The organism is Arthrobacter sp. FW305-BF8, assembly GCF_021789315.1.
GTDB lineage: Bacteria > Actinomycetota > Actinomycetes > Actinomycetales > Micrococcaceae > Arthrobacter.
Genome location: NZ_CP084561.1, coordinates 4,571,640 through 4,594,547, shown reverse-complemented (window position 1 = coordinate 4,594,547; position 22,908 = coordinate 4,571,640). Strand labels below are relative to the sequence as shown.

General features: G+C 67.3%; 25 protein-coding genes. 11 read left to right on the top strand and 14 right to left on the bottom strand.

Going from position 1 to position 22,908, the window contains the following annotated elements; genetic code table 11:
* Positions 1–24 precede the first annotated feature (24 nt).
* The 5 genes from LFT45_RS20875 to LFT45_RS20855 form a co-directional block, all read right to left on the bottom strand.
* Positions 25–987, bottom strand: a complete 963-nt coding sequence (locus LFT45_RS20875; protein WP_236805580.1) for a D-2-hydroxyacid dehydrogenase family protein — start codon at positions 985–987, stop codon at positions 25–27.
* Between the two features lie 94 nt (positions 988–1,081).
* Positions 1,082–1,474: a universal stress protein gene (locus tag LFT45_RS20870; protein ID WP_236805579.1), complete on the bottom strand. Its 393-nt coding sequence runs from the start codon at positions 1,472–1,474 to the stop codon at positions 1,082–1,084.
* Positions 1,471–3,162 carry a tripartite tricarboxylate transporter permease gene (locus LFT45_RS20865; protein WP_236805577.1) on the bottom strand — a complete coding sequence of 564 codons (1,692 nt, stop codon included), beginning with the start codon at positions 3,160–3,162 and terminating at the stop codon, positions 1,471–1,473. The genes LFT45_RS20870 and LFT45_RS20865 overlap by 4 nt, the downstream gene beginning before the upstream one ends.
* On the bottom strand, positions 3,163–3,666 hold the full coding sequence (locus tag LFT45_RS20860; RefSeq protein WP_236805572.1) for a tripartite tricarboxylate transporter TctB family protein: 504 nt from the start codon (positions 3,664–3,666) through the stop codon (positions 3,163–3,165).
* Entirely contained in the window at positions 3,663–4,673 is a 1,011-nt protein-coding gene (locus LFT45_RS20855) for a Bug family tripartite tricarboxylate transporter substrate binding protein (RefSeq protein WP_236805571.1), read from the bottom strand. Before LFT45_RS20855 ends, LFT45_RS20860 begins: the two co-directional genes overlap by 4 nt.
* A 278-nt stretch (positions 4,674–4,951) precedes the next feature.
* Between LFT45_RS20855 and LFT45_RS20850 the strand changes: the two genes are divergently transcribed.
* Together LFT45_RS20850 and LFT45_RS20845 are read left to right on the top strand one after the other, a co-directional pair.
* A complete protein-coding gene (locus LFT45_RS20850; protein WP_236809460.1) occupies positions 4,952–6,526 on the top strand; it encodes a sensor histidine kinase in 1,575 nt (524 codons plus the stop codon).
* Between the two features lie 12 nt (positions 6,527–6,538).
* Positions 6,539–7,207, top strand: a complete 669-nt coding sequence (locus LFT45_RS20845) for a response regulator (protein WP_236805569.1) — start codon at positions 6,539–6,541, stop codon at positions 7,205–7,207.
* Between the two features lie 45 nt (positions 7,208–7,252).
* On the opposite strand, the gene LFT45_RS20840 is transcribed toward LFT45_RS20845, so the two are convergent.
* Positions 7,253–7,834: an adenylate kinase gene (locus LFT45_RS20840; protein WP_236805567.1), complete on the bottom strand. Its 582-nt coding sequence runs from the start codon at positions 7,832–7,834 to the stop codon at positions 7,253–7,255.
* A gap of 186 nt (positions 7,835–8,020) precedes the next feature.
* On the opposite strand from LFT45_RS20840, the gene LFT45_RS20835 reads away from it, so the two are divergent.
* Positions 8,021–8,575, top strand: coding sequence for a cysteine hydrolase family protein (locus tag LFT45_RS20835; protein WP_236805565.1), 555 nt, complete (start codon positions 8,021–8,023; stop codon positions 8,573–8,575).
* Positions 8,576–8,580: 5 nt separating this feature from the next.
* Here LFT45_RS20835 and LFT45_RS20830 read toward each other — a convergent pair whose 3' ends face one another.
* The 4 genes from LFT45_RS20830 to LFT45_RS20815 form a co-directional block, all read right to left on the bottom strand.
* Positions 8,581–9,876: an RNA polymerase sigma factor gene (locus tag LFT45_RS20830; RefSeq protein WP_236805558.1), complete on the bottom strand. Its 1,296-nt coding sequence runs from the start codon at positions 9,874–9,876 to the stop codon at positions 8,581–8,583.
* Positions 9,849–10,277, bottom strand: coding sequence for a YciI family protein (locus LFT45_RS20825; protein ID WP_236805557.1), 429 nt, complete (start codon positions 10,275–10,277; stop codon positions 9,849–9,851). The genes LFT45_RS20830 and LFT45_RS20825 overlap by 28 nt, the downstream gene beginning before the upstream one ends.
* A 153-nt stretch (positions 10,278–10,430) precedes the next feature.
* Positions 10,431–10,799: a YybH family protein gene (locus tag LFT45_RS20820; RefSeq protein WP_236805555.1), complete on the bottom strand. Its 369-nt coding sequence runs from the start codon at positions 10,797–10,799 to the stop codon at positions 10,431–10,433.
* Between the two features lie 98 nt (positions 10,800–10,897).
* Complete coding sequence (locus tag LFT45_RS20815; RefSeq protein WP_236805552.1) at positions 10,898–11,749, bottom strand: Rieske 2Fe-2S domain-containing protein; 852 nt, start codon at positions 11,747–11,749, stop codon at positions 10,898–10,900.
* 179 nt (positions 11,750–11,928) lie between these two features.
* On the opposite strand from LFT45_RS20815, the gene LFT45_RS20810 reads away from it, so the two are divergent.
* On the top strand, positions 11,929–13,089 hold the full coding sequence (locus tag LFT45_RS20810; protein WP_236805524.1) for a benzoate/H(+) symporter BenE family transporter: 1,161 nt from the start codon (positions 11,929–11,931) through the stop codon (positions 13,087–13,089).
* Here the strand turns inward: LFT45_RS20810 and LFT45_RS20805 are convergent.
* Both LFT45_RS20805 and LFT45_RS20800 read right to left on the bottom strand, forming a co-directional pair.
* On the bottom strand, positions 13,086–13,943 hold the full coding sequence (locus LFT45_RS20805; protein WP_236805517.1) for a prephenate dehydratase: 858 nt from the start codon (positions 13,941–13,943) through the stop codon (positions 13,086–13,088). The genes LFT45_RS20810 and LFT45_RS20805 overlap by 4 nt on opposite strands.
* A 68-nt stretch (positions 13,944–14,011) precedes the next feature.
* On the bottom strand, positions 14,012–14,374 hold the full coding sequence (locus tag LFT45_RS20800) for a cupin domain-containing protein (RefSeq protein ID WP_236805516.1): 363 nt from the start codon (positions 14,372–14,374) through the stop codon (positions 14,012–14,014).
* 175 nt (positions 14,375–14,549) lie between these two features.
* Between LFT45_RS20800 and LFT45_RS20795 the strand changes: the two genes are divergently transcribed.
* Positions 14,550–15,077, top strand: coding sequence for a flavodoxin domain-containing protein (locus tag LFT45_RS20795; protein WP_236805509.1), 528 nt, complete (start codon positions 14,550–14,552; stop codon positions 15,075–15,077).
* Positions 15,078–15,103: 26 nt separating this feature from the next.
* On the opposite strand, the gene LFT45_RS20790 is transcribed toward LFT45_RS20795, so the two are convergent.
* Both LFT45_RS20790 and LFT45_RS20785 read right to left on the bottom strand, forming a co-directional pair.
* Entirely contained in the window at positions 15,104–15,319 is a 216-nt protein-coding gene (locus LFT45_RS20790) for a sigma factor-like helix-turn-helix DNA-binding protein (RefSeq protein ID WP_236805504.1), read from the bottom strand.
* Positions 15,320–15,392: 73 nt separating this feature from the next.
* Positions 15,393–16,136: a FadR/GntR family transcriptional regulator gene (locus LFT45_RS20785; protein WP_236805503.1), complete on the bottom strand. Its 744-nt coding sequence runs from the start codon at positions 16,134–16,136 to the stop codon at positions 15,393–15,395.
* 212 nt (positions 16,137–16,348) lie between these two features.
* On the opposite strand from LFT45_RS20785, the gene LFT45_RS20780 reads away from it, so the two are divergent.
* The 6 genes from LFT45_RS20780 to LFT45_RS20755 all read left to right on the top strand — a co-directional run bounded on the left by LFT45_RS20780 (position 16,349) and on the right by LFT45_RS20755 (position 22,592).
* Entirely contained in the window at positions 16,349–17,713 is a 1,365-nt protein-coding gene (locus tag LFT45_RS20780) for an MFS transporter (RefSeq protein WP_236805501.1), read from the top strand.
* Positions 17,714–17,861: 148 nt separating this feature from the next.
* Positions 17,862–19,634, top strand: a complete 1,773-nt coding sequence (locus tag LFT45_RS20775) for a dihydroxyacetone kinase family protein (RefSeq protein WP_236805485.1) — start codon at positions 17,862–17,864, stop codon at positions 19,632–19,634.
* Positions 19,631–20,101 (top strand): ribose-5-phosphate isomerase, encoded by a 471-nt coding sequence (locus LFT45_RS20770; protein WP_236805476.1) that lies wholly within the window; start codon positions 19,631–19,633, stop codon positions 20,099–20,101. The genes LFT45_RS20775 and LFT45_RS20770 overlap by 4 nt, the downstream gene beginning before the upstream one ends.
* Positions 20,085–20,918, top strand: a complete 834-nt coding sequence (locus LFT45_RS20765) for a triose-phosphate isomerase family protein (protein ID WP_236805470.1) — start codon at positions 20,085–20,087, stop codon at positions 20,916–20,918. The genes LFT45_RS20770 and LFT45_RS20765 overlap by 17 nt, the downstream gene beginning before the upstream one ends.
* Positions 20,915–21,730 carry a sugar phosphate isomerase/epimerase family protein gene (locus tag LFT45_RS20760; RefSeq protein ID WP_236805469.1) on the top strand — a complete coding sequence of 272 codons (816 nt, stop codon included), beginning with the start codon at positions 20,915–20,917 and terminating at the stop codon, positions 21,728–21,730. Before LFT45_RS20765 ends, LFT45_RS20760 begins: the two co-directional genes overlap by 4 nt.
* Before the next feature lies 1 nt (position 21,731).
* Entirely contained in the window at positions 21,732–22,592 is an 861-nt protein-coding gene (locus tag LFT45_RS20755; RefSeq protein WP_236805463.1) for a phosphogluconate dehydrogenase C-terminal domain-containing protein, read from the top strand.
* The last annotated feature ends 316 nt before the right edge of the window (positions 22,593–22,908 follow it).

Here is a 22,908-nt window from a genome sequence, read left to right as displayed (position 1 = left end):
CAGAGCTGGGAACGCCATCAGCTGCTACTTAGTTGGGGGGAGCACCCGGATCGGCGAGCCGTCCAGCCACGCCGCGACGTCCTCGAGTGCGCCGCCGAAGAATGCCCGGTAGCTAGCGTCGGTCACGTATCCCAGGTGCGGGGCCAGCAGGGTCCGTGGCGCCCCGAGGAGGGGATGGCCGGCGGGCAGCGGTTCCTGGTCGAATACGTCAAGCGCCGCGCCGCGAATCCACCCCTCATGCAGTGCCGTGACGAGCGCCTGCTGGTCCACAAGGGGGCCGCGGGCAGTATTCACGAGCACGCCTTCCGGGCCGAGCAGCCGCAGTTCACGTTCACCGACTATTCCCTCAGAACGCGGCGACAGCCGCAGATGCAGGGACACGACGTCGGACTCCCGGAAAAGCTCATCTTTGCCGACCTGCCTGGCGCCTGCCGCCGCGGCGGCTTCCTCGGTCAGGTTCTGGCTCCAGGCCAGCACCTCCATCCCGAAGGCGCGGCCGTAGCCGGCGATGCGCTTCCCGATTTTGCCCAGTCCCACAATTCCGAGGGTCTTGCCGGACAGTTCGAAGCCGACGCCGGTCTGCCAACGCCCGCTGCGCAGGCAGGCCTCCTCCTGGGTCAGGTTCCGGGCGAACGCCAGCAGCAGCGCCCACGTCAGTTCGGGCGCGGCTGTGGGGGAGCCGCCCGTTCCGCAGACGGTGATCCCCAGCCGTGAGGCTGCCTCCACATCGATCGAGGCATTGGCGGCGCCGGTGGTGACCAGCAGTTTCAGCCGGGGCAGCTTTTCGAGGACCCGGCCCGGAAAGGGCGTCCGCTCCCGCATGGCAATGATGATGCTGGCCTCCTGCAGCGTCTCCACAGCCTCAGCTTCAGTGGCGAGGTGCCGGTTGAACACGGTGACGTCCACGCCACGCTGTTCGAGGGAGCTCCAGTCCCCATAGCTGTGGGCCACGCGCTGGTAGTCGTCGAGAATCGCGAGCTGGTGCATGCTGTCCTTCTGCCTTAAGACCAAAAGAGGCAGGAACCCGCCGAACGCGGGCCCCTACCTCTTGAGGCTAGTCGAGTGGTGCCTGGTTATGGGATCAGCTGGCCTTGACGGCCAGCACCGGGCAGGATGCCTCCAGCAGGATCTGCTGCGCAGCACTGCCCATGATCAGCTTGCCCACGGGAGTGCGGCGCCGGAGGCCGATCACAATGAGTTCGGCCCGGTACTTCTCCGCAGCCTCCAGCACCTCGTTGGCCGCATCGTGGCCGCGCACCGGCTGCAGGACCAAATGCTCAATCCCTTCCCGGTCCAGCCGCTCCGTCAATGCGGAGATGTCCTCCGCCTGGGCGTAGCGCTTGTCAACGATGGCGTCTCCCCGGGAGGAGTTGATGATGACCAGCCGGCTCTGGCTCTTCTGCGCCTCGGTGATGGCCCGGTCCAGGGCTGCGGTGCCCTCGGCCGTGGGGATATAGCCGACAATGATGCTCACGATTTCTCCTGTCCGTGGTTGGCATGGGTGGCGTCCGAGCGGTGGCGCCCTGCATCAGGCCCCCGATCAGCGGGTGCCTCAGCAGCGGATCCCTCAACAGGGCGTCCCTCAACAGCAGGCGCCTCGACGGAGGGTGCGCCAGCGGGTCCGGCGGCGGGTCCATCAACAGCAGGTCCGCCGGCCATCACGAGCCCGCCCGTCCGGGGACGCCGGGCGCGCCAGAGCTTCGCCGCCAGCGGCCACAGGAGTACCAGTGCCACGATGATGTAGACCACGACGGCGATCGGTTCGTTCCAGAGGCCGGACACGTCGCCCGCGCTCAGCTGCAGCGCTTGGCGGAGCTGCTTTTCGAGGCGAGGCCCCAGGATTACGCCGAGGATGAGCGGCAGGACGGGCAGCCCGTAGCGGCGCATCATGAAGCCGAGGGCGCCCAGGACCAGCAGGAGCATCAGGTCGAACGCCTGCAGGTTCACCGAGTAGGCGCCCAGCGTGGCGAAGAAGAGGATGCCTGCGTACAGGTAGGGGCGCGGCAGCCGAAGCAGCTTCGCCCAAACCGGGGCCAGGGGGAGGTTGACCAGCAGCAGCAGGAAGTTGCCGATGAACAGGCTGGCGATCAGCGCCCATACCAGCGGGCCTTCATTTTGGAACAGCAGCGGTCCCGGCTGGATGCCGAACTGGGTGAACGCGGCCAGCATGACGGCTGCTGTGGCGTTGGTCGGCAGGCCAAGGGCCAGCATCGGGGTCAGGGTGCCGGCTGCGGCCGCGTTGTTGGCCGCCTCGGGCCCGGCGACGCCTTCGATGGCGCCCTTGCCGAACTCCTCGGGGTGCTTGGAGAGCCGCTTCTCGGTCACGTAGGAGAGGAAGGTGGGGATCTCGGCGCCGCCGGCCGGCAGCGCGCCGAAGGGGAAACCGAGGGCAGTGCCGCGCAGCCACGGCTTCCAGGACCGCTTCCAGTCCTGCTTGCCCATCCACGGCCTGCCGACCGGGATGATCTGCAGCGGGGTGCGGCGTAGGTGCGCCGCCACCCACAGGGCTTCGCCGACGGCGAAGATCGCCACGGCGATCACGACGACGTCGAGGCCGTCGGAGAGCAGCGGCAGGCCGAAGGTGAGGCGGGCCTGGCCGGAGACGAAGTCGAGGCCGACGAGGCCGATTGCCAGACCGAGTCCGAGGGACGCGAAGCCGCGCAGCTTGGACGAGCCCAGGACGGCGGTGACGGCGAGCAGCGACAGGACCATGATGGCGAAGTAGCTTGGGGCGCCAAGGCTCACCGCGAACTGCACGACGATCGGCGCGAAGACCACAAGGAGCGAGGTTCCGATGGCGCCGGCGACGAACGAGCCGATGGCCGCCGTCGCCAATGCCTGGGCGGCCTTGCCGGCCTTGGCCATCAGGTTGCCCTCGATGGCGGTGATCACCGAGGACGATTCGCCGGGGGTGTTGAGCAGGATCGAGGTGGTGGAACCGCCGAACATGCCGCCGTAGTAGATGCCGGCAAACATGATGAACGCGCTGGTCGGTTCAAGGACGGTGGCCACCGGGAGCAGCAGTGCCACGGTCATGGCCGGGCCGATGCCGGGCAGGACACCGACGGCGGTGCCCAGGATGACGCCGATCAGGGCGTACAGGAGGTTCATGGGGGTCAGCGCGGTCGCGAACCCGTCCATGAGTGAGGACAGGACGTCCATCTAGAGAATCCCTTCAAGGAGCCCGGCGGGAAGGGCAATGCCCAGGCCGAGGTAGAAGCCGTAGAAGGTCAGGAGCGCCAGAGCCAGGGAGATCAGTCCGTCGCGGACATAGTGGCGGCTTCCGAGCGCCCAAACGCTGCCCCAGAAGAGCACCGTTCCGGAGATGACCCAGCCGGCCCAGTCGATCAGCAGGATGTTGGCGATGAAGGCGCCGGCCAGAGGCAGGACGGTCTTCCAGTCGGCCGGGTGGGTCAGGTCGACGTCCTCGCCGGCCTCGGCCTCGCCGCGTCCGCCCCGGAGAACGTTTACTGCCAGCAGCACGGCGCAGATGAGCAGGAGTCCTCCCACGATCATCGGCAGGGCCTTGGGGCCCACCGGATCCGACTGGGAGTACGGCACAACCAGGCGCGCTGCGTCAATGAGGACCAGGGCGCCGACCGCCCCGAGCAGGGCTGCGACGCCCAGCTCGGAGCGGCCTTTGAGGCGGGAGGCCAAGGAGGTCACGCCAGGCCGAGCTTCGTCAGGACGTCGGCAACGCGCTTGTCCTGGTCGGTGAGGAAGGACTTGAATTCGTCGCCCGTGATGAAGGCGTCGGTCCAGCCGCGCGTCTTCAGCGTCTCCTTCCAGGATGCCGATTCATGCATCTTCTCCAGGGTTGCGATCAGGGCGTCGCGGTCGGCGTCGCTGATGCCGGGAGGGGCCACGATGCCGCGCCAGTTGCTGAAGACCAGGTCGATCTTGGATTCCTTGAGCGTGGGGGCGTCCACTCCCTCAAGCCGGTTCTCGCCGCTGGTTGCCAGGACCCGGATATCGCCGGCCTTGATCTGCTGGATGTATTCACCGGCGCCGGAAGCTGCGAAGCCCAGCTTGTTGCCGATGATTGCCGGAAGCAGGTCGCCGCCGCCATCGTAGGAAACGAAGTTAACCTTCTTGGCGTCGATGCCGACGGCACCGGCGAGCTGCATTGGCAGGAGGTGGTCCGGGCCGCCGGCCGAGGAACCGCCGCCGACGCTGACCTTGGACGGGTCCTTCTTCCACGCCGTCACCAGATCGTCGATGGTCTTGTACGGCGAGTCCTTGGACACCATGATGGCACCGGGCTCTTCGATGAGCCGGGCCAGCGGGGTGGTGTCGGTCAGCTTCGACTGGGACTTGTTGGTGTAGCTGGCGCCGACGACGCCAAGGCCCATAAGCATGGCGAGGTCGCCGTTGCCCTTTTCGTTGACGATGCGGGCCAGGCCAACGGTGCCGCCGGCGCCGGCCAGGTTGAAGACCTCGGGGTTGGTGGCGAGCTTCTCGTCCTCGAGAACCTTCGCCGCGGCGCGCGCCGTGGTGTCGTAGCCGCCGCCGGGAGTGTTCGGCACCATGATGCGAAGCCCGGCAAGGGGTGCGGTGCTTGCTCCGCTCGTGGAGGGGCCGGCGGCAGTCTTGCCGGTAGCTCCGCAGCCGGATGCCATCAGGGCGATGCCTGCGGCTACTGCGGCCACGCGCAGTGCGCTCATTCCGCGCATGTTGTTCCTCTTCTCGTTTTGATCCATTTGATCGGGTGCTTCCGATGCTAGGCCCGAACGTGACGGGGCTCACGCTTGTGTAAGCAGAGAAAGTTAAGTTCATTTCGTTCACGTTTCCGGCTCCCAACGAGGTTGCCTGCCGAGGCGTCCTGTACGGGGTTCAGGCGCGGTGGACTCCGCGGAACACACCGCCCAAAGTCCGGTAGCGTGTCCCGTATAGCTCACCCCCACCCGCAAACCCACAGGAAGAACAGCAGCACATGACTCGACGGCGAGGAATGTCCCTGGCCGGACAGTATCTTCGGCTGCAGCTCCTGATTGTGCTGGCCGTGCTGGTGGCCGTGGTGGCGATTTCGCTGGCCCAGTCGGCGGCAGCTTTTGAACGGGTCGAGGGCCGGCGTGCGCTCTCGGCTGCGGAGACGCTGGCTGCCACCCCCGCGGTGCGAAGCCTCCTGCCGGATGCCCAGCCGCAAAGCGGATCGGTGCTTCCCTCAGTGTCCGAGGCGGTGCGGACGATTTCGGGGTCCTCCCAGGTTGCGTTGGCACGGTCCGACCGGACGATGGTGACGTCGTCGGATCCGTCGCTGGTGGGCCGCCAGCTGGAACTCGGCGATAGCGCGGTGATGTCCGGGCGGGCATGGACCGGGGTGGTCGGAACCGGGGCGGAGGAGGCCGTAGTGGCCCACGTTCCGGTGCTGGACGACGCCGGCAAGATGGTGGGGATCGCCGTCGTCGGCAGGAGCTACCCCTCGGTGCTCGAGCGGCTGGGCGACGTTGTCCCGAACCTGCTGACGTATCTGGGCGTGGCCAGTGTCCTGGGCGTGGCGGGCTCGTTCCTGCTGGCGCGCCGCGTCAAACGCCAGACGCTGGGCATGGAACCGGACGAGATCACCGGCCTCGTGGAGAACCGGGAAGCGATGCTGCACGGGCTCAAGGAAGGCGTGGTGGCGCTGGACCCCCAGCAGCGGATCACAGTGGTCAACGACAGTGCGCGGAGCCTGCTGGGCCTGCCGCACGACTGCGTCGGGAAGAACCTGGCCGCCCTGGAGGTGCCGGCTGCGCTGCGCGAGGTCCTCACCCAGGACCAGCCCGGCCCTGACCGGCTGGTCCTCGTAGGGGAGAAGCTGGTGGTGCTGAACCGTATGCCGATGCGCTCGCACGGGCGCGTAATCGGCTCCGTCACCACCCTCCGGGACCGGACGGAGCTGGCTTCGCTGGAACGCGAGCTGGGCACCACGCGGACGGCCACCGACACCCTCCGGGCCCAGGCGCACGAGTTCGCCAACCAGCTGCACACGATCTCGGGCCTGATCCAGATCGGCGAGTATGATGCCGTCGTCCAGTTCGTCAACGGCACGACGTCGAACCGGACGCGGCTGAATGATGACGTGACCAGCAGGGTCGAGGACCCCGCCCTCGCCGCGCTGCTGATTGCCAAGTCCAGCCTCGCCACGGAGCGCGGGGTTTCCCTGCAGCTCGCCGAGGAATCCCGGCTGGGCAAGGTGGACGAGGAGTTGTCCCGTGACCTGACCACCGTGGTGGGCAACCTGGTGGACAACGCGCTCGACGCCGTCACCAACACCTCCGAAGCGAAGGTCGAGGTACATATTGATGAGAACGACGGCGGCGTGCGGGTTGAGGTGCGGGACTCGGGACCGGGGGTCCCGGTGGAGGTCATGGACGACATTTTCCGGCAGGGGTTCAGTACCAAAAATTCACCCGACGGCGGCCGCGGCTACGGCCTGGCGCTCGCCAGGGTGGTCTGCCAGCGGCGCGGCGGCCGGCTCGCGGTGCGGAACGACCAGGGTGCGGTGTTTACGGCACTGCTGATGCGCAAAACTGCCGATGCTTAGGGAGGAGCGGCCTTGATCAAGGTACTTATCGTCGACGATGACTTCATGGTGGCCAAAGTCCACGCGGGCTTTATCCAGCGCACGCCGGGGTTCGCCGTCGTCGGGGTGGCACATACGGGAGCGCAAGCGGTGCTGGAGACCGACCGGCTGCAGCCGGACCTGGTGCTGCTGGACATCCACCTGCCCGACGTCAACGGCCTGGACCTGATGCACCAGCTGCGTGAAGTTGCGCCCGAGCTGGACGTGCTGGTGATCAGTGCCGCGCGCGAGGTGGAGACGGTGCGGAAGGCGCTCCGCGGCGGGATCGTGCATTACCTGATCAAGCCGTTTTCCCAAACCGACCTGCAGGAGCGGCTGCAGCACTACCGCACCACGTACCAGAGCCTCGATTCGTCGAAGGACGTGGCGGAGCAGTCTGACGTCAACCGCGTGTTTGGGCTGGAACGTGCGGACCGGCCGTTGCCGAAGGGCTGCAGCGCCGAGACCCTCCAAGTGGTCGAGAAGGCACTGCGCGCCGGTGCCGGCGACGTGTCGGCCGCCGAACTGGCTGTGCAGGTGGGGACGTCGCGCGTCAGCGCTCGCCGCTACCTGGAGTACCTCAACGACGAGGGGCTGGTGGACGTGACACTCAAGTACGGCGTCGGACGCCCCGAGCGGAGGTATGTGTGGAAGGCGGGGTGACCGGCGCGGCGATCAGGATGGCTGGGGTGTTCAGGGCTGTGGCTTTCAGGGCTGCGCCCTGACGGCTTCGATGCCCTGCAGTGCGCTCACCGTGACCGCGTCGATGTCCGCCGTGCCGTCGACGCTGACCAGCAGGCTGCGACGGCCGTAGCGGGCGATGACGGGTTCCGTTTCCTGCCGGTACAGCTCCAGCCGGTGGCGGATGACGTCTTCGGTGTCATCGCTCCGCCCCTCGGCCTCGGAGCGGAGCAGCAGCCGTCGGACGATTTCGTCGTCGCCCGCGGTAATTTCCACCACGGCGTCGAGCCTGTTCCCGGTGGCGTCCAGGATGCCGTCGAGGTCGTCCATCTGGCTCACGGTGCGGGGGTAGCCGTCCAGGAGGAAGCCGTTCCTCGCGTCGCGTTCCTGCAGCCGGTCCCGCAGCATCCCGGTGGTGAGATTGTCGGGGACGAGGTTGCCGGCGTCGAGGAATTCCTTGATTTCCCGGCCTAGGGGCGACCCGTCGGCGAGGTGGTTGCGGAACATGTCTCCGGTGGAGATCTCCGGGATGTGCAGCTGTCCGCTGAGCCGGTGCGCCTGGGTGCCCTTGCCGGAGCCGGGCGGGCCGATGAGCAGGATGCGGGTCATGCTTTTGGTCCGATCTGCCGAGAAAGCACGGTAGGGCCATTCTTCCGCCAGCCCGCTCCGCCTGCAATGGGTGGGCGCTTACTGCCGGGTGTTCCAGCGTCCGGGATGTTCCCAATGTCCCGGATGTTCCCAACTGGGGTGGCGGCTCCTAGGCTGGTACCCACCAGTCACCGGGAGGAGACCCTTATGACCATGCTGGCGGACCGGCCCAACACCGCGCTGATGGTGCTTGACATGCAGAAGGGGGTGGTGGCCGAAGCGCACCGGAGGGACGCCGTGGTGGCCAATATCGCCGCGCTGGTAGACAGGGCGCGCGAAGCGGGGGTCGCGGTGGTCTGGGTGCAGCATTCCGACGACCGGCTGGAGAAGGGCAGCGAGGCCTGGGAGTACGTGCCCGAGCTGGACCGCCGCGAGCCGGAAGCTGTGGTGCACAAGTCGTTCAGCGACGCCTTCGACGGCACCGATCTGGAGCAGGTGCTGGCTGCCGCGTCGGTGGGCCGGCTGATGGTCGCCGGAGCGCAGACGGACGAATGCATCAGGTCCACCATCCACGGGGCGTTCGTCCGCGGCTACGACGTGACGCTGGTCAGCGACGCCCACACGACGGAGGACCTGACCGAATGGGGCGCCCCGCCGCCGGAGCAGGTCATTGCCTTCACGAACCTCTACTGGAAATGCCACCAAGGGCCGGGGCGGACCGCGGCCGTGGAGGAGACCAGGGACGTCACCTTCAGCGGCTGAACCGGTTAGATGCCGGCGGCGCGCTCCTCCAGAAGCTCCCGCGTGCGCTGGTTCCCGGCCAGTCCGGCCGCCGTCATGAACTCGGAGCGTGCCTCCGCGGCCCTTCCGAGCCGGACCAGCAGTTCCCCGCGGACGCTGGGCAGCAGGTGCGTTCCGCGCAGGGCGCCCCCGGAGGCGAGGCCGTCCACGATGGCCAGCGCGGCCGCCGGTCCAGTGGCCATGGATACCGCCACGGCCCTGTTCAGTTCCACCACCGGGCTCGGCGCGATCCGGCCCAGGGCCTCGTAGAGCAGCACGATGCGCTGCCAGTCAGTGTCGTCCACGCTGGGCGCTACCGAGTGGCATTCGGCGATCGCGGCCTGCAGCGCGTAGTTGCCGCGGCCCCGGCCCAGGGCGTCGCAGCGGCGCAGGGCGGCACGGCCCCGGCTGATCTGCGCCCGATCCCACCGGGCCCGGTCCTGGTCCGCCAGCAAGACTGGAGACCCGTCGGGAGTGGTGCGGGCAGGGAAGCGGGACGCCTGGAACTCCATCAGGGCCACCAGCCCGTGGGCCTCGGGTTCGCGGGGGACCAGCCCGGCCAGGATGCGCCCGATCCGCAGGGCCTCGCGGGCCAGATCGGGCCTGATCCAGGCATCCCCCGTGGTGGCGGCGTACCCTTCCGTGAACATCAGATAGATTACGCCGAGGACAGCTCCCAGCCTGGCGCCCCACTCGTTGGGCTCGGGAACTTCGAACGGCACCCGGGCCGCCGCGAGCGTTTTCTTGGCCCGCACGATGCGCTGCTGCACGGTCGCGACGGGAACGAGGAACAGCCGTGCGATCTCCTCGGTGGTGAGGCCGCCCACCACCCGCAGCGTCAGGGCCATCTGGGCCTCCCGGGAGAGGACCGGGTGGCACGCGGTGAACACGAGCCTGAGCACGTCGTCCTCCAGCGGAACCCAGGCCACGCCGTCATCGTCTTCCAGGTCCCGGGCTATGGCCCGGTACCGCTCATCGAGCCGCTCGGAGCGGCGCCACGCGTCGATGGCCTTGCGCTTGGCGACGGCGGTGAGCCATGCGGCAGGGTTGTCGGGTGTCCCGGACTCCGGCCATTTGACCAGGGCTTCGGCCAGGGCTTCCCGGGCCAGGTCCTCGGCGAAACCGACGTCGCGGGTGGCGCGGGCGAGGGCCGCGACGATGCGTGCCCCCTCGATGCGCCACAGGGCATCAATCCGGCGCCGTACCGCGGCTCCCGCCTGTTCGTTCACGGGGTCTTCACCCACCGTCAGCCGGCTCAGGGCTGGTTCAGCTCCTGGCGCCATACGGCTTCCTTCTGGATGTACTCGTTGTCCTTGAAGTCAGCGAAGTCGTCGGCTTCAGCTATCCGGCGGACCTCAAGCTTCGAACCGGGACCAAGCGGGCAGCGGCTGGCCCACTCCTTGGCCTCTTCCTTGGATGCCACCTGGACAATCCAGAAGCCGTTGAACAGTTCATGTGTTTCGCCGTAGGGGCCGTCCGTCACCACCGGCGGTTCCTCGTCGAAATTGACCACGAAGGCCGAGCCTTCGGACAGGTCGGTCAGGCCCTCACCAGCGAGCATGACGCCGGCCTTGATGAGTTGCTCGTTGTAGGCGCCCATCTGGTTGAGGATCTCCTCGAACGGCACCTGCTTCGACGCTTCGATGGCTTCGTCCGTGGCGCGCATGATGAACATGTACTTCATGGTTCTCTCCTTGCGTTGACGCGGACGCCGTGTGCGTCCGTCTACTATCCCGTCGAACGGGCCCGGCGGAAATCGACAGGAGGCCGGAAAAATTTTTGCGGATCCGGTTCGCCGGATTGCAGACCGGACCCTGGCCTTGACGCGGGGTGCGATTCAGGCGGTGCCGAACGGGTTGTCGAGAACGATCTTCCAACCCTCGTGTCCTCTGCGCAGGACGTCGGCCGTAGTGCCGTGGAGGTCGACCTCGCTGCCGTCGGCCGCTGTGCCTTTGATGGCCCAGTCGGCGATGGCCAAGGCAAGGTCACCGATGACGTAGACATGGCGCGTGGTCAGACTGATAGGCAGCCCTACCTGGAGGAATCCCATCATGGCGTTAACGCTGTCTTCGCCCGTGGTGGGCATGCCCGGTTGGGGGACAAAGACCGAATCCGGCTCGAACATTTCCAGCATCCCGTCGACGTCCCTGGCGTTGAAGCGGGCCGCCCAGGCCATCTGCATGGCGTGCGGATCCGTTATTCCCATGGTGCCCTCCCCAGGACTCCTGCCGGTCTGAGGTGGGCAATCTATCAGCAGCGGGGTGCGGAAGCTAGGGGGAACTGCGCGTTCCCGGACGGTCTCGGCTAGCCGCGCCTGCGGACCTCAATCTGGCCGTCGTTCACCCTGGCGTCATAGCTCGGCTGGGGCGTGGTTGCCGGTCCGCGGACTATATGGCCGTCCTCAAGCCGGAACATGCTGCCGTGCCAGGGGCAGGTGACGCAGCCGTCTGCGACTGTTCCCTCCTCGAGCGGACCTCCCATGTGGCTGCACACGCTGTCCAGGGCCAGGATCCGGGACCCGGAGCGGTACAGCAGAACCGAGACCTTGCCCGCGTCCACCTTCCGGTGCTCGCCGTCTGCAAGTTCGGACTCCGCCAGAACGGGCTTCCAGTCCCTGGGGCCGGTCCTGGCTGCCGTCTTGTTGACGTTGACTGCGTTGCCGAAAACGAGGTGGCCGCCGAGGAAGCCGCCAAACATCAGTACCCCGAAGCCGGCCAGGCCGAGGGCTTTTCCCATGGTCCGGCTGCCGGAGGCCCGGGCCACCGCCGAGGACGAGAACAGGCAAAGCGCCGATCCGTTGGCTACGGCATGGACCAGCCCCACCCGCCGTGACTTTCCCTGCGTGTCGGACCAGTCGTTGAGGCCGGCGGCTGCGGTTGGAACGGCCGTTGCAATTCCGACGGCGACCAGGATGTCGGCGGCCGGCTCGGAAGCGGGCCCGCCCACGGTGTCCAGGACGGTGGCCATGGTCCAGGCCCCGATGGGGAAATCGGTCAGGACGGGATGCAGCGGATGGCCCAGCGACGTGCCGCTGAGCGTATTACGGACAGGCCGCGGCTGGACGGCTTTTCCAACGGCCTTGGAGATGGCGGACGCCACCCCGTCCAGCCGGTCGAAGTGTTCGATGGCATCAACTAGCGCGTGCAGCGGGTTCATGGTGGACTCCTTCGGCCTGGCAGTCAGGACAGGTGGTGCCCCAGTCTGCATCGCCGGGGGCACGATGACAAGATGCCGGCCGACAGTCTCCGGTAACGTACTTTCACATGCCGCTGTCATCGCCCCAACTATCCCGCGACCCCGTAACCCCTGATTCCGAGGGGCTGGTAAGGCCGGTCATGGCGGGCATAGTGACGGCGCTTGTGGGCTTTACCTCGACCTTCGCCGTGGTCCTCTCCGGCCTCCGTGCCGTGGGGGCAAACCCGCAGCAGGCGTCGAGCGGCCTCCTGGCCCTCTGCCTGATGGTCGGCGCCGGGGTGGTGCTCCTCGCTTGGCGGAGCCGGATCCCGGTGACCCTCGCCTGGTCAACGCCGGGGGCCGCCCTGCTGGCCGTCGCGGGAGTCCCCGACGGCGGGTGGCCGGCCGCCGTCGGCGCCTTTCTGGTGACCGGGGTTCTGATCGCTGTGACCGGACTCGTCCGCCCTCTAGGGCGGCTGGTCAGCAGCATCCCGACACCCTTGGCGCAAGCCATGCTGGCCGGGGTTCTCCTGCCGTTGTGCCTCGCCCCGGTGGAGGGCCTGCAGAGCGCTCCGCTGCTGGTGGTTCCGATCCTGCTGTGCTGGTTGCTGCTGTCAAAGTTCGCGCCCCGCTGGTCGGTCCCGGGCGCGCTGGCCGTCGCGCTCGCCGGCATTCTGATTCAGCTGGTTGTTGAAGGTCGGGACGTGTCGACGGCGGGCCTGCTGCCGGCGATGGTGTGGACATTGCCTTCCTGGTCGCTCGGTGCGGTGGCGGGCATCGCACTGCCGCTGTACATCGTCACCATGGCGTCCCAGAATGTGCCCGGGGTGGCGGTGCTGGGGTCCTTCGGTTACCAGGCGCCGTGGCGGGTCTCCATGCTGGTCACCGGTACCGGCACGCTGCTGGCCGCGCCGTTCGGCGGCCACGCCATCAACCTTGCCGCGCTCAGCACCGCCCTGGCCGCCGGGGAGGAAGCAGGCGCCGACCGCGGCCGGCGCTGGGTGGCAGGTTTCGTGTCGGGTCTGGCCTACCTGGTCCTGGGAACCTTCTCCGCGGGGCTCGCCGCCCTGGTGGCGTCGGCTCCTCCGGGGGTGCTGGAAGCCGTCGCCGGACTGGCCCTGCTGGGCACACTCGCCGGCTCAATCGCGTCAGCGCTGGCTGAGCCGGGCGAGCGGACAGGCGCCGTGGTGACCTTCCTCGTCGCCGCCTCAGGGCTGAGCTTCCTGGGAATCGGGGCGGCGTTCTGGGCACTGCTGGCGGGGCTCCTGGTTCGAGAGGTCCTCAAGGTCCGGAACCGGCCGCAGGGCAAGACTGCGGGTTAGTTGCTGGCCGCCCGCTCTGTTCTGTGGTCTGCGGCCGGGTAGACCCCGAGGATCCACAGCTCGGTGGTGAAGAAGCCCAGTTCCTCCAAGGCCAGGCTGAGCGGCAGGTCCTCGGGGTGGCCTTCGACATCCGCCATGAACATGGTCGCGGCAAACTCGTTGCCCACCATGTAGCTTTCAAGCCGGGTCATGTTCACGCCGTTCGTGGCGAAGCCGCCCAGGGCCTTGTAGAGCGCGGAGGGGACGTTCCGGACACGGAACACGAAGCTGGTGACTGCCGGTCCGGGCAAGGCTTCCCGGGCCGGCAGTTCCGTCTCCCGGGCAAGGACTACAAAGCGGGTGGTGTTGGAGGGGTCGTCCTCGACCGCTGAGGCCAGGACCTCCAGCCCGTAGAGTTCGGCGGCGAGCGGCGGCGCGAGGGACAGCTTGGTGGGATCGTTCCACTCGCGCACCTCGCGGGCTGACCCGGCGGTATCGCCGGCGATCACGGGTTTGAGCCCGGCCTCGCGGATCAGCTTCCGGCACTGGCCCAGGGCGTGAATGTGGCTGTGGACCTCGGTGGCCCCCTCGATGGTGCTGCCCGGGATGCCGAGCAGGTCGAAGTGGATGGGCAGGAAGAACTCCCCCACGATCTGCAGGCCCGAGTGTGGCAGCAACAGGTGGATGTCGGCCACCCGGCCAGCGATGGAGTTCTCGATCGGGATCATGGCCAGATCCGTCTCGCCGCTGGACACCAGCTCGAACGCGTCCTCGAAGCTGGCGCAGGGAACGCTCTCCAGGCCGGGGTACATCTGCTTGCAGGCTATGTCTGAGTTGGCGCCGGGCTCACCCTGGAACGCAATTTTCTGGGCCATGCTCCGTATGATGTCACGCCCGGCGCCGCCTCACCCAAACGGGGGTTGGCGCGGCACCGGCGTGCTGCTCACCTCTTCGCGTAGTCCGAGAACCCCTGCCAGTCGATTACCACGCAGGCTTCATCGCCAACGGTCCAGGCATCATGTCCGGGCTGGATGATGCCGAAATCGCCCGGCCCGAATTCCATTTCCTCGCCGTCATCCATGACCACCTTCATCCGGCCGGAGATGAAGTAGCCCATGTGGGCAGCTTGGCAGCTGTCGGTCCCTGCGATCGGTTTGACGTGCTCGGACCACCGCCATCCCGGCTCGAACGTGGCACGGCCGACGCCGCCGCCCTCCATGTTGACCAGTTGGAGTTGACCCTTGCCGTCCTCAAACGGCCGGGTCTCCTCGGGGGAGTCAAAATTCTTCCGGACTAAACCTGGCATCTGGACCTCCTGTTGTGGGTATTTCTGTTCCGGGGTGAAGGCTTGAATTGCAGTTGCTGCTGCTTGTTAAGCCACGTTGTAGGCCTGCCCGGACGGCATGTCAAGGACCGGGTACATACGCCTCTTCCGCTCGCCGGAATTTCTGCCACGCTTGAGATCGGAAGGGAGTTTCCCCATGTCCGTCCTGGTTGCCTATGCAAGCGCGTTCGGGTCCACGGCCGAGATCGCGGAGCGCATTGCCTCGCGTGTGCGGGATGCCGTGAACGATGTTGAGTGCCGGCCGGTGGACGACGTCGAGGCCGCTTCCGGGTACGACGCCGTCATCCTGGGCAGCGCCATTCATAACCAGGAATGGCTGCCCGCGGCCGTGTCCTTTGTCAGCCGATTCTCCGCTGAGCTGGAGGGGATGCCGGTGTGGTGTTTCAGCGTGGGGATGTCCGATGGGCTGCCCCAGTTTCTTCGCGCGCGCGGGGCAGCGCTGCAGCAGGAACGCCTGGCACAGTATCTGCGGCCACAGGTCCCGCTTCGAGACCACAAACTGTTCTCCGGCGTCTACCAGGCTGCCCAGATGCCTGCCATGCTCCGGGGCTTGTTCCGTCTTACCGGCGGGAGGTTCGGCGACCTCCGTGACTGGGACGCCATCGACGCCTGGGCCGGCGAGGTCAGTGCGCAGCTGGCCGCACCTCCTGCGCCCGGCCCTTAAACGCCGCGACCGATGGCCGCGCGGCGCTATGGAAGGCTCTGGGCAGCGCTGCGTTGGTCAAGGAGCCGGCGCAGGGCCCGCAGCGCGGCAAGCGCCCGGTGGTTCACCGAGTCGGCGGGAATACCCAGCTGCACGGCCGCTTCGGCCACCGTGAGCCGGCAGTAGTGAAGTGCCACCAGGACGTCCCGCTGCTCGCTCTCAAGCTTCGTCAGGGCTTCCCGGATTCCGTGGTCATTGAGCATGAGATCAGACTCGCGTCGCGGCCTTCGAGAATTCCTAGGGACGCACCCCCACAGTTGGGCAGCATCGCGCGCCCTACTGGGCGGCGTCAAACCCCGCGAGCAGCCGCCGGGTGGCAGTCTGCATGTGTGAACGCATGGTAGCCGTGACGGCACCGGGATCATGGGCTTCGAGGGCGGTGAAGATGTCGCGGTGTTCCTTCAGCGCCGCGGCCGCGTGGCCTTCGTCCGTAAGCGCCCGGTCCACCCAGATGCGGAGCAGCGAGCGGATGCTTTGCAGCAGCTCGCGGAGCACCTGGTTACCCGAACTGGTGGCGATCTCCCGGTGGAACGCGGCGTCCGCCTCGACGAACGCGGCCAGGTCCTCGAGGTTGTCTTCCATGGTCTGCAGGTTGGCGCGCATGCGGTCCAGCGCCGCATTGTCGATGCGTTCAGCCGCCAGCTGCGCCGCCTGCACCTCGAGCCCGCTCCTCAGCTCCACCAGCTCGCGGGTGCGGGGGGCGCCCAGCATGAGCCCCCAGCTCAGGGTCCGGGGCAGCAGTTCGGAGACGCCGTCCCGCAGATACGTGCCGGAGCCTGGCCGCACGATCACGATGCCCAGGATCTCCAGGGCTGCCAACGCTTCGCGGACTGCGGACCGGCCGACGCCGAGGGATGCGGCAAGCGTCCGTTCGGCAGGAAGCCTGGTGCCAGCCGCTATGTCTCCGCTGGTGAAGTAGGCCAGCAGGCGTTCCGCGACCTCGGATACCACCGACCCCTGTTCCATGGGGCCAAGGGCGGCGCTGATCTTGGCCGTGGCGGCTGCGGAGTTATCGGACATCTTCAAAGGGTAGCAACCGGCTGACCAATTTCCGGGGCCGGCGGTGAAGCGCAGGAGAATCCGTCAACCGGTTGACCAATTCACCTCGACGGTCGTATGGTTGATGTCACAACGCGTAGCCAATGCCGGTCTCCTCCGGCGGACGGCATTGAGACAGCCCCCAGGCATCCAGAGCAGGACGCGGCCGGGGTAACCAATATCTAGGAGTCAATGTGGACACCACACAATCGGTGGTCGAGAGATCTGCAATCAGGAAAGTGGCTATCCGGCTGGTGCCGTTCGTCGCTTTGATGTTCTTCATCAACTACCTGGACCGCACGGCCATCTCCTTCGCCGGCCCCAACGGCATGAACACCGACCTCGCACTCTCCGCGGCTCAGTTTGGCTTCGCTTCCGGCGTCTTCTTCATCGGCTACATCCTGCTCGAGGTCCCCAGCAACCTGGCCCTGCACAAGTTCGGCGCCCGGCGCTGGCTGGCCCGCATCATGGTGAGCTGGGGCATCGTTTCGCTCCTGTTTACCTGGGTCGGAAACGTTGAGCAGCTCTACATCCTGCGCTTCATCCTCGGTGTGGCCGAGGCCGGCTTCTTCCCGGGCGCCATCCTCTTCCTGAGCCTCTGGGTTCCGGCCCGGCACCGCAGCAAGATCCTTGCTCTCTTCTACCTGGCCCAGCCGCTGACCACCGTCATCGGTGCCCCGCTCGCCGGCCTCCTCATCCAGCAGCACGGCCTCTTCGGTCTCGCAGGCTGGCGGGTCATGTTCTTCGGCGTTGCCGTCCCCGCGATCATCATCGGCGTCATTGCCTGGTTCTACCTGGCGGATTCCCCGGCGAAGGCCAAGTGGCTCACGGCTGAAGAAAAGACCTGGCTGACCGGTGCGCTGGAGAAGGAAAAGAAGGAAACCGCTGCCAGCAACAAGCACGTCAGCGTCCGCACCGTCTTCGGCAACGGCCGCGTCTGGATGCTCGCCGCAATTTACTTCGGCTTCATCTACGGCCTCTACGCACTGGGCTTCTTCCTCCCCACCATCATCGCCGGCTTCGAAGGCATCTACGGCGCCAAGTTTGATGTTCTCCAGAAGGGCCTGATCACCGCGATCCCGTACCTGCCGGCAGCAATCGCCCTGTACTTCTGGTCCAAGGACGCCACCAAGCGGGGCGTCAAGACCTGGCACATCGCCGTTCCTGCCCTGGTCGGCGGACTCAGCATCCCGCTGGCCCTGTTCGCCGGTTCCCCGGCAGCCACCATCGCCGTCATCACCATCACGGCCATGGCCATCTTCGCCGCGCTGCCCAACTTCTGGACCGTTCCCACGCAGTTCCTCACCGGCGCAGCCGCCGCGGCAGGCATCGCCCTGATCAACACGGTCGGCAACCTGGCTGGCTTCAGCGCCGGCTACATCACCGGCTGGCTCAAGGACCTGACCGGAAACTACACCGTCCCGATGTTCGTCGTCGGCGGGTTCATGCTCCTGTCCTGCGTCCTGATGGTGGCGCTGAGCCGCTCCGGCAAGGTCAGTGAGGGCATCGCCGCCGAGGCGCTGGACCCCACGGGCGCCGGACACCACTCCGAGCCCTAAGCGCGGCCCACCCAACTAACTTGCAGTTGTTGTCGTTTTGGACGGCCATAACGACAACAACTGCCAGTCAGTTGGGTCACCACAACCCCGAGGCGGCTTCAACCGCAGCTTCCCAAGACTTCCACTGATAGGCCCAGGAGAAACCGCAATGACCCGCTTGTTCAATGAACCCGCAGCGTTCGCTGATGAGATGATCGAGGGCTTTGTCGCCTCCCACGGCCGCTGGGTCCGTCGCGTGAATGGCGGGGTGGCCCGCAGCACGAAAAGCACCCCGGACACAGTGGCCTTGGTGATCGGCGGCGGCTCGGGGCACTATCCGGCGTTCGCCGGGCTGGTGGGCCAGGGCTTGGCGCACGGCGCGGCGATGGGCAACCTCTTCGCGTCCCCGTCGGCGCAGCAGGTTTACAGCGTGGCCAAGGCCGCGAACAACGGTGCCGGCGTGCTGCTGGGCTACGGCAACTACGCCGGCGACGTCCTGCACTTCACCCAGGCACAGGAGCGCCTGCGCCGTGAGGGCATTGACTGCCGCAGCATCGCCGTCACCGACGACGTCTCCTCCGCCCCGCTGGCCGAGCGGGCGAAGCGGCGCGGCATCGCGGGGGACCTGACGGTCTTCAAGGTCGCGGCCGCCGCCGCCGAGGCCGGCTACGGCATGGACGCCACGGTGGAAATCGCCGAACGCGCCAACGACCGCACCCGGTCCTTCGGCGTCGCGTTCACCGGCTGCACCCTTCCCGGGGCCGAGACCCCGCTGTTCACCGTCCCCGAGGGCCGGATGGCCGTGGGCATGGGCATTCACGGTGAACCCGGCATCGATGAAACCGACGTCCCGACGGCGGATCAGCTCGCCGAGCTGCTCGTGGCCAAGCTCCTCACCGAAGTCCCGGAAAACCTTGAAACCAAGGGAGCGCGGGTGGTGCCGATCCTGAACGGTTTGGGCAGCGTGAAGTATGAGGAACTGTTCGTGGTGTACCGCCGCGTCGCCCAGCTCCTCACCGAAGCGGGTGTGGAGGCCGTGGACCCGCAGGTCGGCGAGCTGGTCACCAGCTTCGACATGGCCGGGACCTCCCTGACCCTCTTCTGGCTCGACGAGGAACTGGAAACCCTCTGGAACGCGCCCGCCGACGCGCCTGCCTTCCGCCGCGGAGCCGTCACGGCCGCTGCCCTCGACACTGCTGCCCTGAACGCCGACGAACTCTCCGTGCAAGCGGCAGATGCCGTGGTGATCCCGGAAACCACGGACGAGTCGCGTGCGGCTGCGGTCCGTGTCCTGGCCGCCCTCGCCGCCGCCAAAAACGTCGTCGACGCCAACGTCGAGGAACTGGGACGCATCGACGCGGTCGCCGGCGACGGCGACCACGGCATCGGCATGGAGCGCGGTGTCCGGGCAGCGGTCGAGGCCGCAACGGACGCCGTCGAACGCGGTGCCGGCGCGGCCACCACCCTGCACCTGGCAGCCGACGCCTGGGCCGACCGGGCCGGCGGCACCTCCGGTGCGCTCTGGGGCATGGCCCTGCGGGCAGTCGGGGACGCGATCGGGAACAGCAACACGCCCGACGGCGGTGCTGTCGCCACCGGAGTGGCCGGGGCCGCCGCCTCGATCATGGGCTTTGGCAAGGCCAAGGTGGGCGACAAGACCCTCGTGGACGTGCTGGTTCCGTTCCGCGACGCCCTGTCCGCCGCCGTCGGCTCGGGGCAGTCCCTCACCGACGCCTGGGGCGGCGCCGCCACAGTGGCCCAGCAGGCCGCCGAGGAAACCGCCAACCTGCTGCCCCTGATGGGCCGGGCCCGGCCGCACGCCGAGAAGAGCCTCGGCACCCCGGACGCCGGCGCCGTATCCATGGCGCTGATCGTCCGCGCCATCCACAACACCCTCGCCGAGGCGAAAGCTACAGCAACCACCACTAAGGAGAACGCATGAGCGCCAAACTGCGCCTGATCGTCGGTTCCGACGAAGCCGGATTCGAGTACAAGGAAGCCCTGAAGGCGGACCTGGTAGCCAGTGAACTGGTCGAGTCCGTGACCGACGTCGGAGTGGACGCCACCAGCCACACCCCGTACCCGTCCGTGGCCATCGCCGCCGCCGAACTCATCGCCGCCGGCAAGGCCGACCGCGCCCTGCTGGTCTGTGGCACGGGCCTGGGCGTGGCGATCGCCGCGAACAAGGTTCCCGGCGTCCGCGCCGTCACCGCGCACGACAGCTTCTCCGTTGAGCGCTCCGTCCTGTCCAACAACGCCCAGGTCCTCACCTTCGGCCAGCGCGTCGTCGGCCTGGAACTCGCCCGGCGCCTGGCCAAGGAATGGCTGACGTACACCTTTGATGAATCCTCGGCCTCCGCCGAGAAGGTCACCCTGATTAAGGACTACGAAGGTGTCACTTCCTGCTAACCCCTCCGCCGCCGGTCCATCCCGCTCCGGGCACCCGAAGGCGATCATCGGCGTCAGCCTGAAGATGTATTTCGGCTACGAGCGCACCCTGGACTGGTGCCGGGAAGTGGCCGCGATCGCCTCGGCCCACCCTGCCGTCCGCCGCGGCGACATTGAACTGTTCGCCCTGCCGGCCCACCCGGTCCTGCCCGAATGCGCGCGGATCCTCTCCGACGCCGGTGCGGCAGCCGGTGCCCAGGACATTTTCTGGGAGGACGAGGGCGCCTTCACCGGCGAGGTCAGCGGCAAGATGGTGGCCGAAACCGGCGGCCGGTACGCCGAGGTGGGCCACGCCGAACGGCGCCGCATCTTCGGCGAGGACGACGACGTGATCGGGCTGAAGACCGCTGCGGCCTACCGCAATGGCCTCACCCCCGTCCTGTGCGTGGGCGAAGCCGGCACCGGCACCGCTGCGGACGCCATCAAGCACTGCATCCGCGAAATCGACGGCGTCCTGAACCGGGCCGGCAGCCTGGGCAGCACGGGGCGCACCATCGTGGCCTACGAGCCGCAGTGGGCCATCGGAGCACCCGAACCGGCCTCGCCGGAGTTCATCAGCGAAGTCATCACCGGGCTGGACGCCCACCTGCGCAGCCGCGCAGGCCAGGAAGACAGCCGGGTCATCTACGGCGGCAGCGCCGGCCCCGGCCTCATCAGCCAGCTCGGCCCCGCCGTCGCCGGACTGTTCCTGGGCCGCTTCGCCCACAACCCGGCAGCCGTCCGCGACATCCTGGACGAAGCCGCAGCCCGCCTCGGGCTCCTGGAGGTGGCAGCATGAGCCGTATTGGCCAGGGCTCAAAAATCGGCCTGAGCAGCTACGCGTTCTTCTGGCAGCTCTCGGACCAGGTCAGCAAGCCGCTCAGCATCCATGAAGCGCTGGAGCGGACCGCCGCGCTGGGCGTGGACCTGTTCCAGATCTGCGACTACGCACCGCTGGAAACCATGACCGACGACGACCTGCAGGCCGTGCGGGCCACCGCGGACTCGCTCGGGATCAGCCTCGAGCTGGGAACCAAGGGCATCCGGCCGGCGCACCTCCGGAAGTTCCTGCACATCGCCAGGATCCTGGGCGCGCCGCTGCTGCGGACCATGTTCAACGTCCCGGGCCACACCCCGACGGCGGACGAGGCCGTGGAGATCTTCACCGGGGTCCTGCCAGAGTTCAAGGCCGCCGGAGTGAGGATCGCCATCGAAACGTATGAGCAGGTCCCCACCTCCCGGATCCTGGAGGTCGTGGAGCGCGTCGGAAGCCTGTACCTGGGCGTGTGCAGCGACCCCGCCAACACCGTGGCGGCCCTGGAGTCCCCGCGTGAGGTGATTGACGCCGTCGCACCCCACGTGCTGAACATGCACATCAAAGACTTTGCGTTCAGCCGCAAGGAGGGGTGGGTCGGATTCACATACTCCGGCGCACCGCTCGGCGAAGGCCTCCTGGACTACGACTACATGGTCCGGAAGCTTCAGCCCAAAGAAAGAAACATCAACCAGATCGTCGAACACTGGCTGCCGTGGCAGGACTCCGAGGACGAAACCATCCGCCTCGAAAACCAGTGGACCCAGCAAAGCCTCGATTTCCTAAGGAGCAAATGAAATGTCTGCAGAACAGTTGACCGTCGCCGTTATCGGAGCCGGAGGCAAGATGGGGATGCGCGTTTCCCGCAACCTCCAGAAGTCCAGCCACACCGTGTTCTACTCCGAGAACTCACCCGCCGGCCAGGACCGCGTCCGCGCCGAAGGCCGTGAAATCACCGCCACCGACGAGGCCGTCAAGGGTGCCGACGTCGTGATCCTCGCCGTTCCGGACACCGTCCTGGGCGTCGTGTCCGAAGGCGTCGTCCCGCAGATGAAGTCCGGCGCGATCCTGCTCACCCTGGACCCGGCCGCCGCCTACGCCGGCCTGCTCGCCCAGCGCGAGGACGTCGTCCAGGCCGTGGCCCACCCCTGCCACCCGTCCGTATTCCTGGAGCGCACCACCAAGGAGGAATGGGCCGACACCTTCGGCGGCGAGGGCGCCCCGCAGAACGTCGTCGCAGCCATCGACGAGGACGCATCCGAGGCCACCCGGGCTGCCGCCGAGGCGACCATCAAGGTCATCTACGCCCCCGTGATCGACGTCCACTGGGTCACCGTGAAGCAGCTCGCCATCCTCGAGCCCACCCTCGTGGAGACCGTGGCCTGCATGATCGGCACCCTGCTCAACGAGGCGCTGCACGAGACCGTGAACACCTGCGGAGTGCCCGAGGAAGCAGCCAAGGCCATGCTGTTCGGCCACGTGCAGATCGCCCTCACCAACGCCCTGCGCGGCTCCAACCCGTTCTCCGAGGCCTGCGAAATCGCCATCCAGTACGGCAAGGACACCATCATCAAGGACGATTGGAAGAAGATCTTCGACGACTCTCAGCTGGACCACGTCATCGCCAAGATGCTGAAGCTGGACGCCGTCAAGCGCTAAAACGCCCGCCGGCAAACCGGTTGCAGGCAATGGATCCATCCCCGGATGGATCCATTGCCGTTTAAGCGCGCTGCCAAAGATTTCCGGCAGGTTAAATCTTGGCCGGCTGATCCGGCGTCGGACGTCTCCGGCCTCAATGTGACTTGAACGGCCGCCGGTTTTCCTTCCCAGCCGGGACTCCTTGCGCCATGGGGAACTGCCCAGGCCGAAGTAGCGCCGCTTTATGCAAACGAATGGATTAGTGCACTAGTTTTCGCATTATGTCCGCCCTGACCTCGTGTTTCTTCTCACGGGCCCTCTCCTTGCGGCCTCTGGC

Excerpts from the sequence above, each read along its gene's own strand:
- LFT45_RS20875 (WP_236805580.1), bottom strand. The coding sequence starts at position 987 with ATGCACCAGCTCGCGATTCTCGACGACTACCAGCGCGTGGCCCACAGC.
- LFT45_RS20865 (WP_236805577.1), bottom strand. The coding sequence starts at position 3,162 with ATGGACGTCCTGTCCTCACTCATGGACGGGTTCGCGACCGCGCTGACC.
- LFT45_RS20855 (WP_236805571.1), bottom strand. The coding sequence starts at position 4,673 with ATGCGCGGAATGAGCGCACTGCGCGTGGCCGCAGTAGCCGCAGGCATC.
- LFT45_RS20850 (WP_236809460.1), top strand. The coding sequence starts at position 4,952 with ATGTCCCTGGCCGGACAGTATCTTCGGCTGCAGCTCCTGATTGTGCTG.
- LFT45_RS20840 (WP_236805567.1), bottom strand. The coding sequence starts at position 7,834 with ATGACCCGCATCCTGCTCATCGGCCCGCCCGGCTCCGGCAAGGGCACC.
- LFT45_RS20835 (WP_236805565.1), top strand. The coding sequence starts at position 8,021 with ATGACCATGCTGGCGGACCGGCCCAACACCGCGCTGATGGTGCTTGAC.
- LFT45_RS20830 (WP_236805558.1), bottom strand. The coding sequence starts at position 9,876 with ATGGCGCCAGGAGCTGAACCAGCCCTGAGCCGGCTGACGGTGGGTGAA.
- LFT45_RS20825 (WP_236805557.1), bottom strand. The coding sequence starts at position 10,277 with ATGAAGTACATGTTCATCATGCGCGCCACGGACGAAGCCATCGAAGCG.
- LFT45_RS20820 (WP_236805555.1), bottom strand. The coding sequence starts at position 10,799 with ATGGGAATAACGGATCCGCACGCCATGCAGATGGCCTGGGCGGCCCGC.
- LFT45_RS20815 (WP_236805552.1), bottom strand. The coding sequence starts at position 11,749 with ATGAACCCGCTGCACGCGCTAGTTGATGCCATCGAACACTTCGACCGG.
- LFT45_RS20810 (WP_236805524.1), top strand. The coding sequence starts at position 11,929 with ATGGCGGGCATAGTGACGGCGCTTGTGGGCTTTACCTCGACCTTCGCC.
- LFT45_RS20805 (WP_236805517.1), bottom strand. The coding sequence starts at position 13,943 with ATGGCCCAGAAAATTGCGTTCCAGGGTGAGCCCGGCGCCAACTCAGAC.
- LFT45_RS20800 (WP_236805516.1), bottom strand. The coding sequence starts at position 14,374 with ATGCCAGGTTTAGTCCGGAAGAATTTTGACTCCCCCGAGGAGACCCGG.
- LFT45_RS20795 (WP_236805509.1), top strand. The coding sequence starts at position 14,550 with ATGTCCGTCCTGGTTGCCTATGCAAGCGCGTTCGGGTCCACGGCCGAG.
- LFT45_RS20790 (WP_236805504.1), bottom strand. The coding sequence starts at position 15,319 with ATGCTCAATGACCACGGAATCCGGGAAGCCCTGACGAAGCTTGAGAGC.
- LFT45_RS20785 (WP_236805503.1), bottom strand. The coding sequence starts at position 16,136 with ATGTCCGATAACTCCGCAGCCGCCACGGCCAAGATCAGCGCCGCCCTT.
- LFT45_RS20775 (WP_236805485.1), top strand. The coding sequence starts at position 17,862 with ATGACCCGCTTGTTCAATGAACCCGCAGCGTTCGCTGATGAGATGATC.
- LFT45_RS20770 (WP_236805476.1), top strand. The coding sequence starts at position 19,631 with ATGAGCGCCAAACTGCGCCTGATCGTCGGTTCCGACGAAGCCGGATTC.
- LFT45_RS20760 (WP_236805469.1), top strand. The coding sequence starts at position 20,915 with ATGAGCCGTATTGGCCAGGGCTCAAAAATCGGCCTGAGCAGCTACGCG.
- LFT45_RS20755 (WP_236805463.1), top strand. The coding sequence starts at position 21,732 with ATGTCTGCAGAACAGTTGACCGTCGCCGTTATCGGAGCCGGAGGCAAG.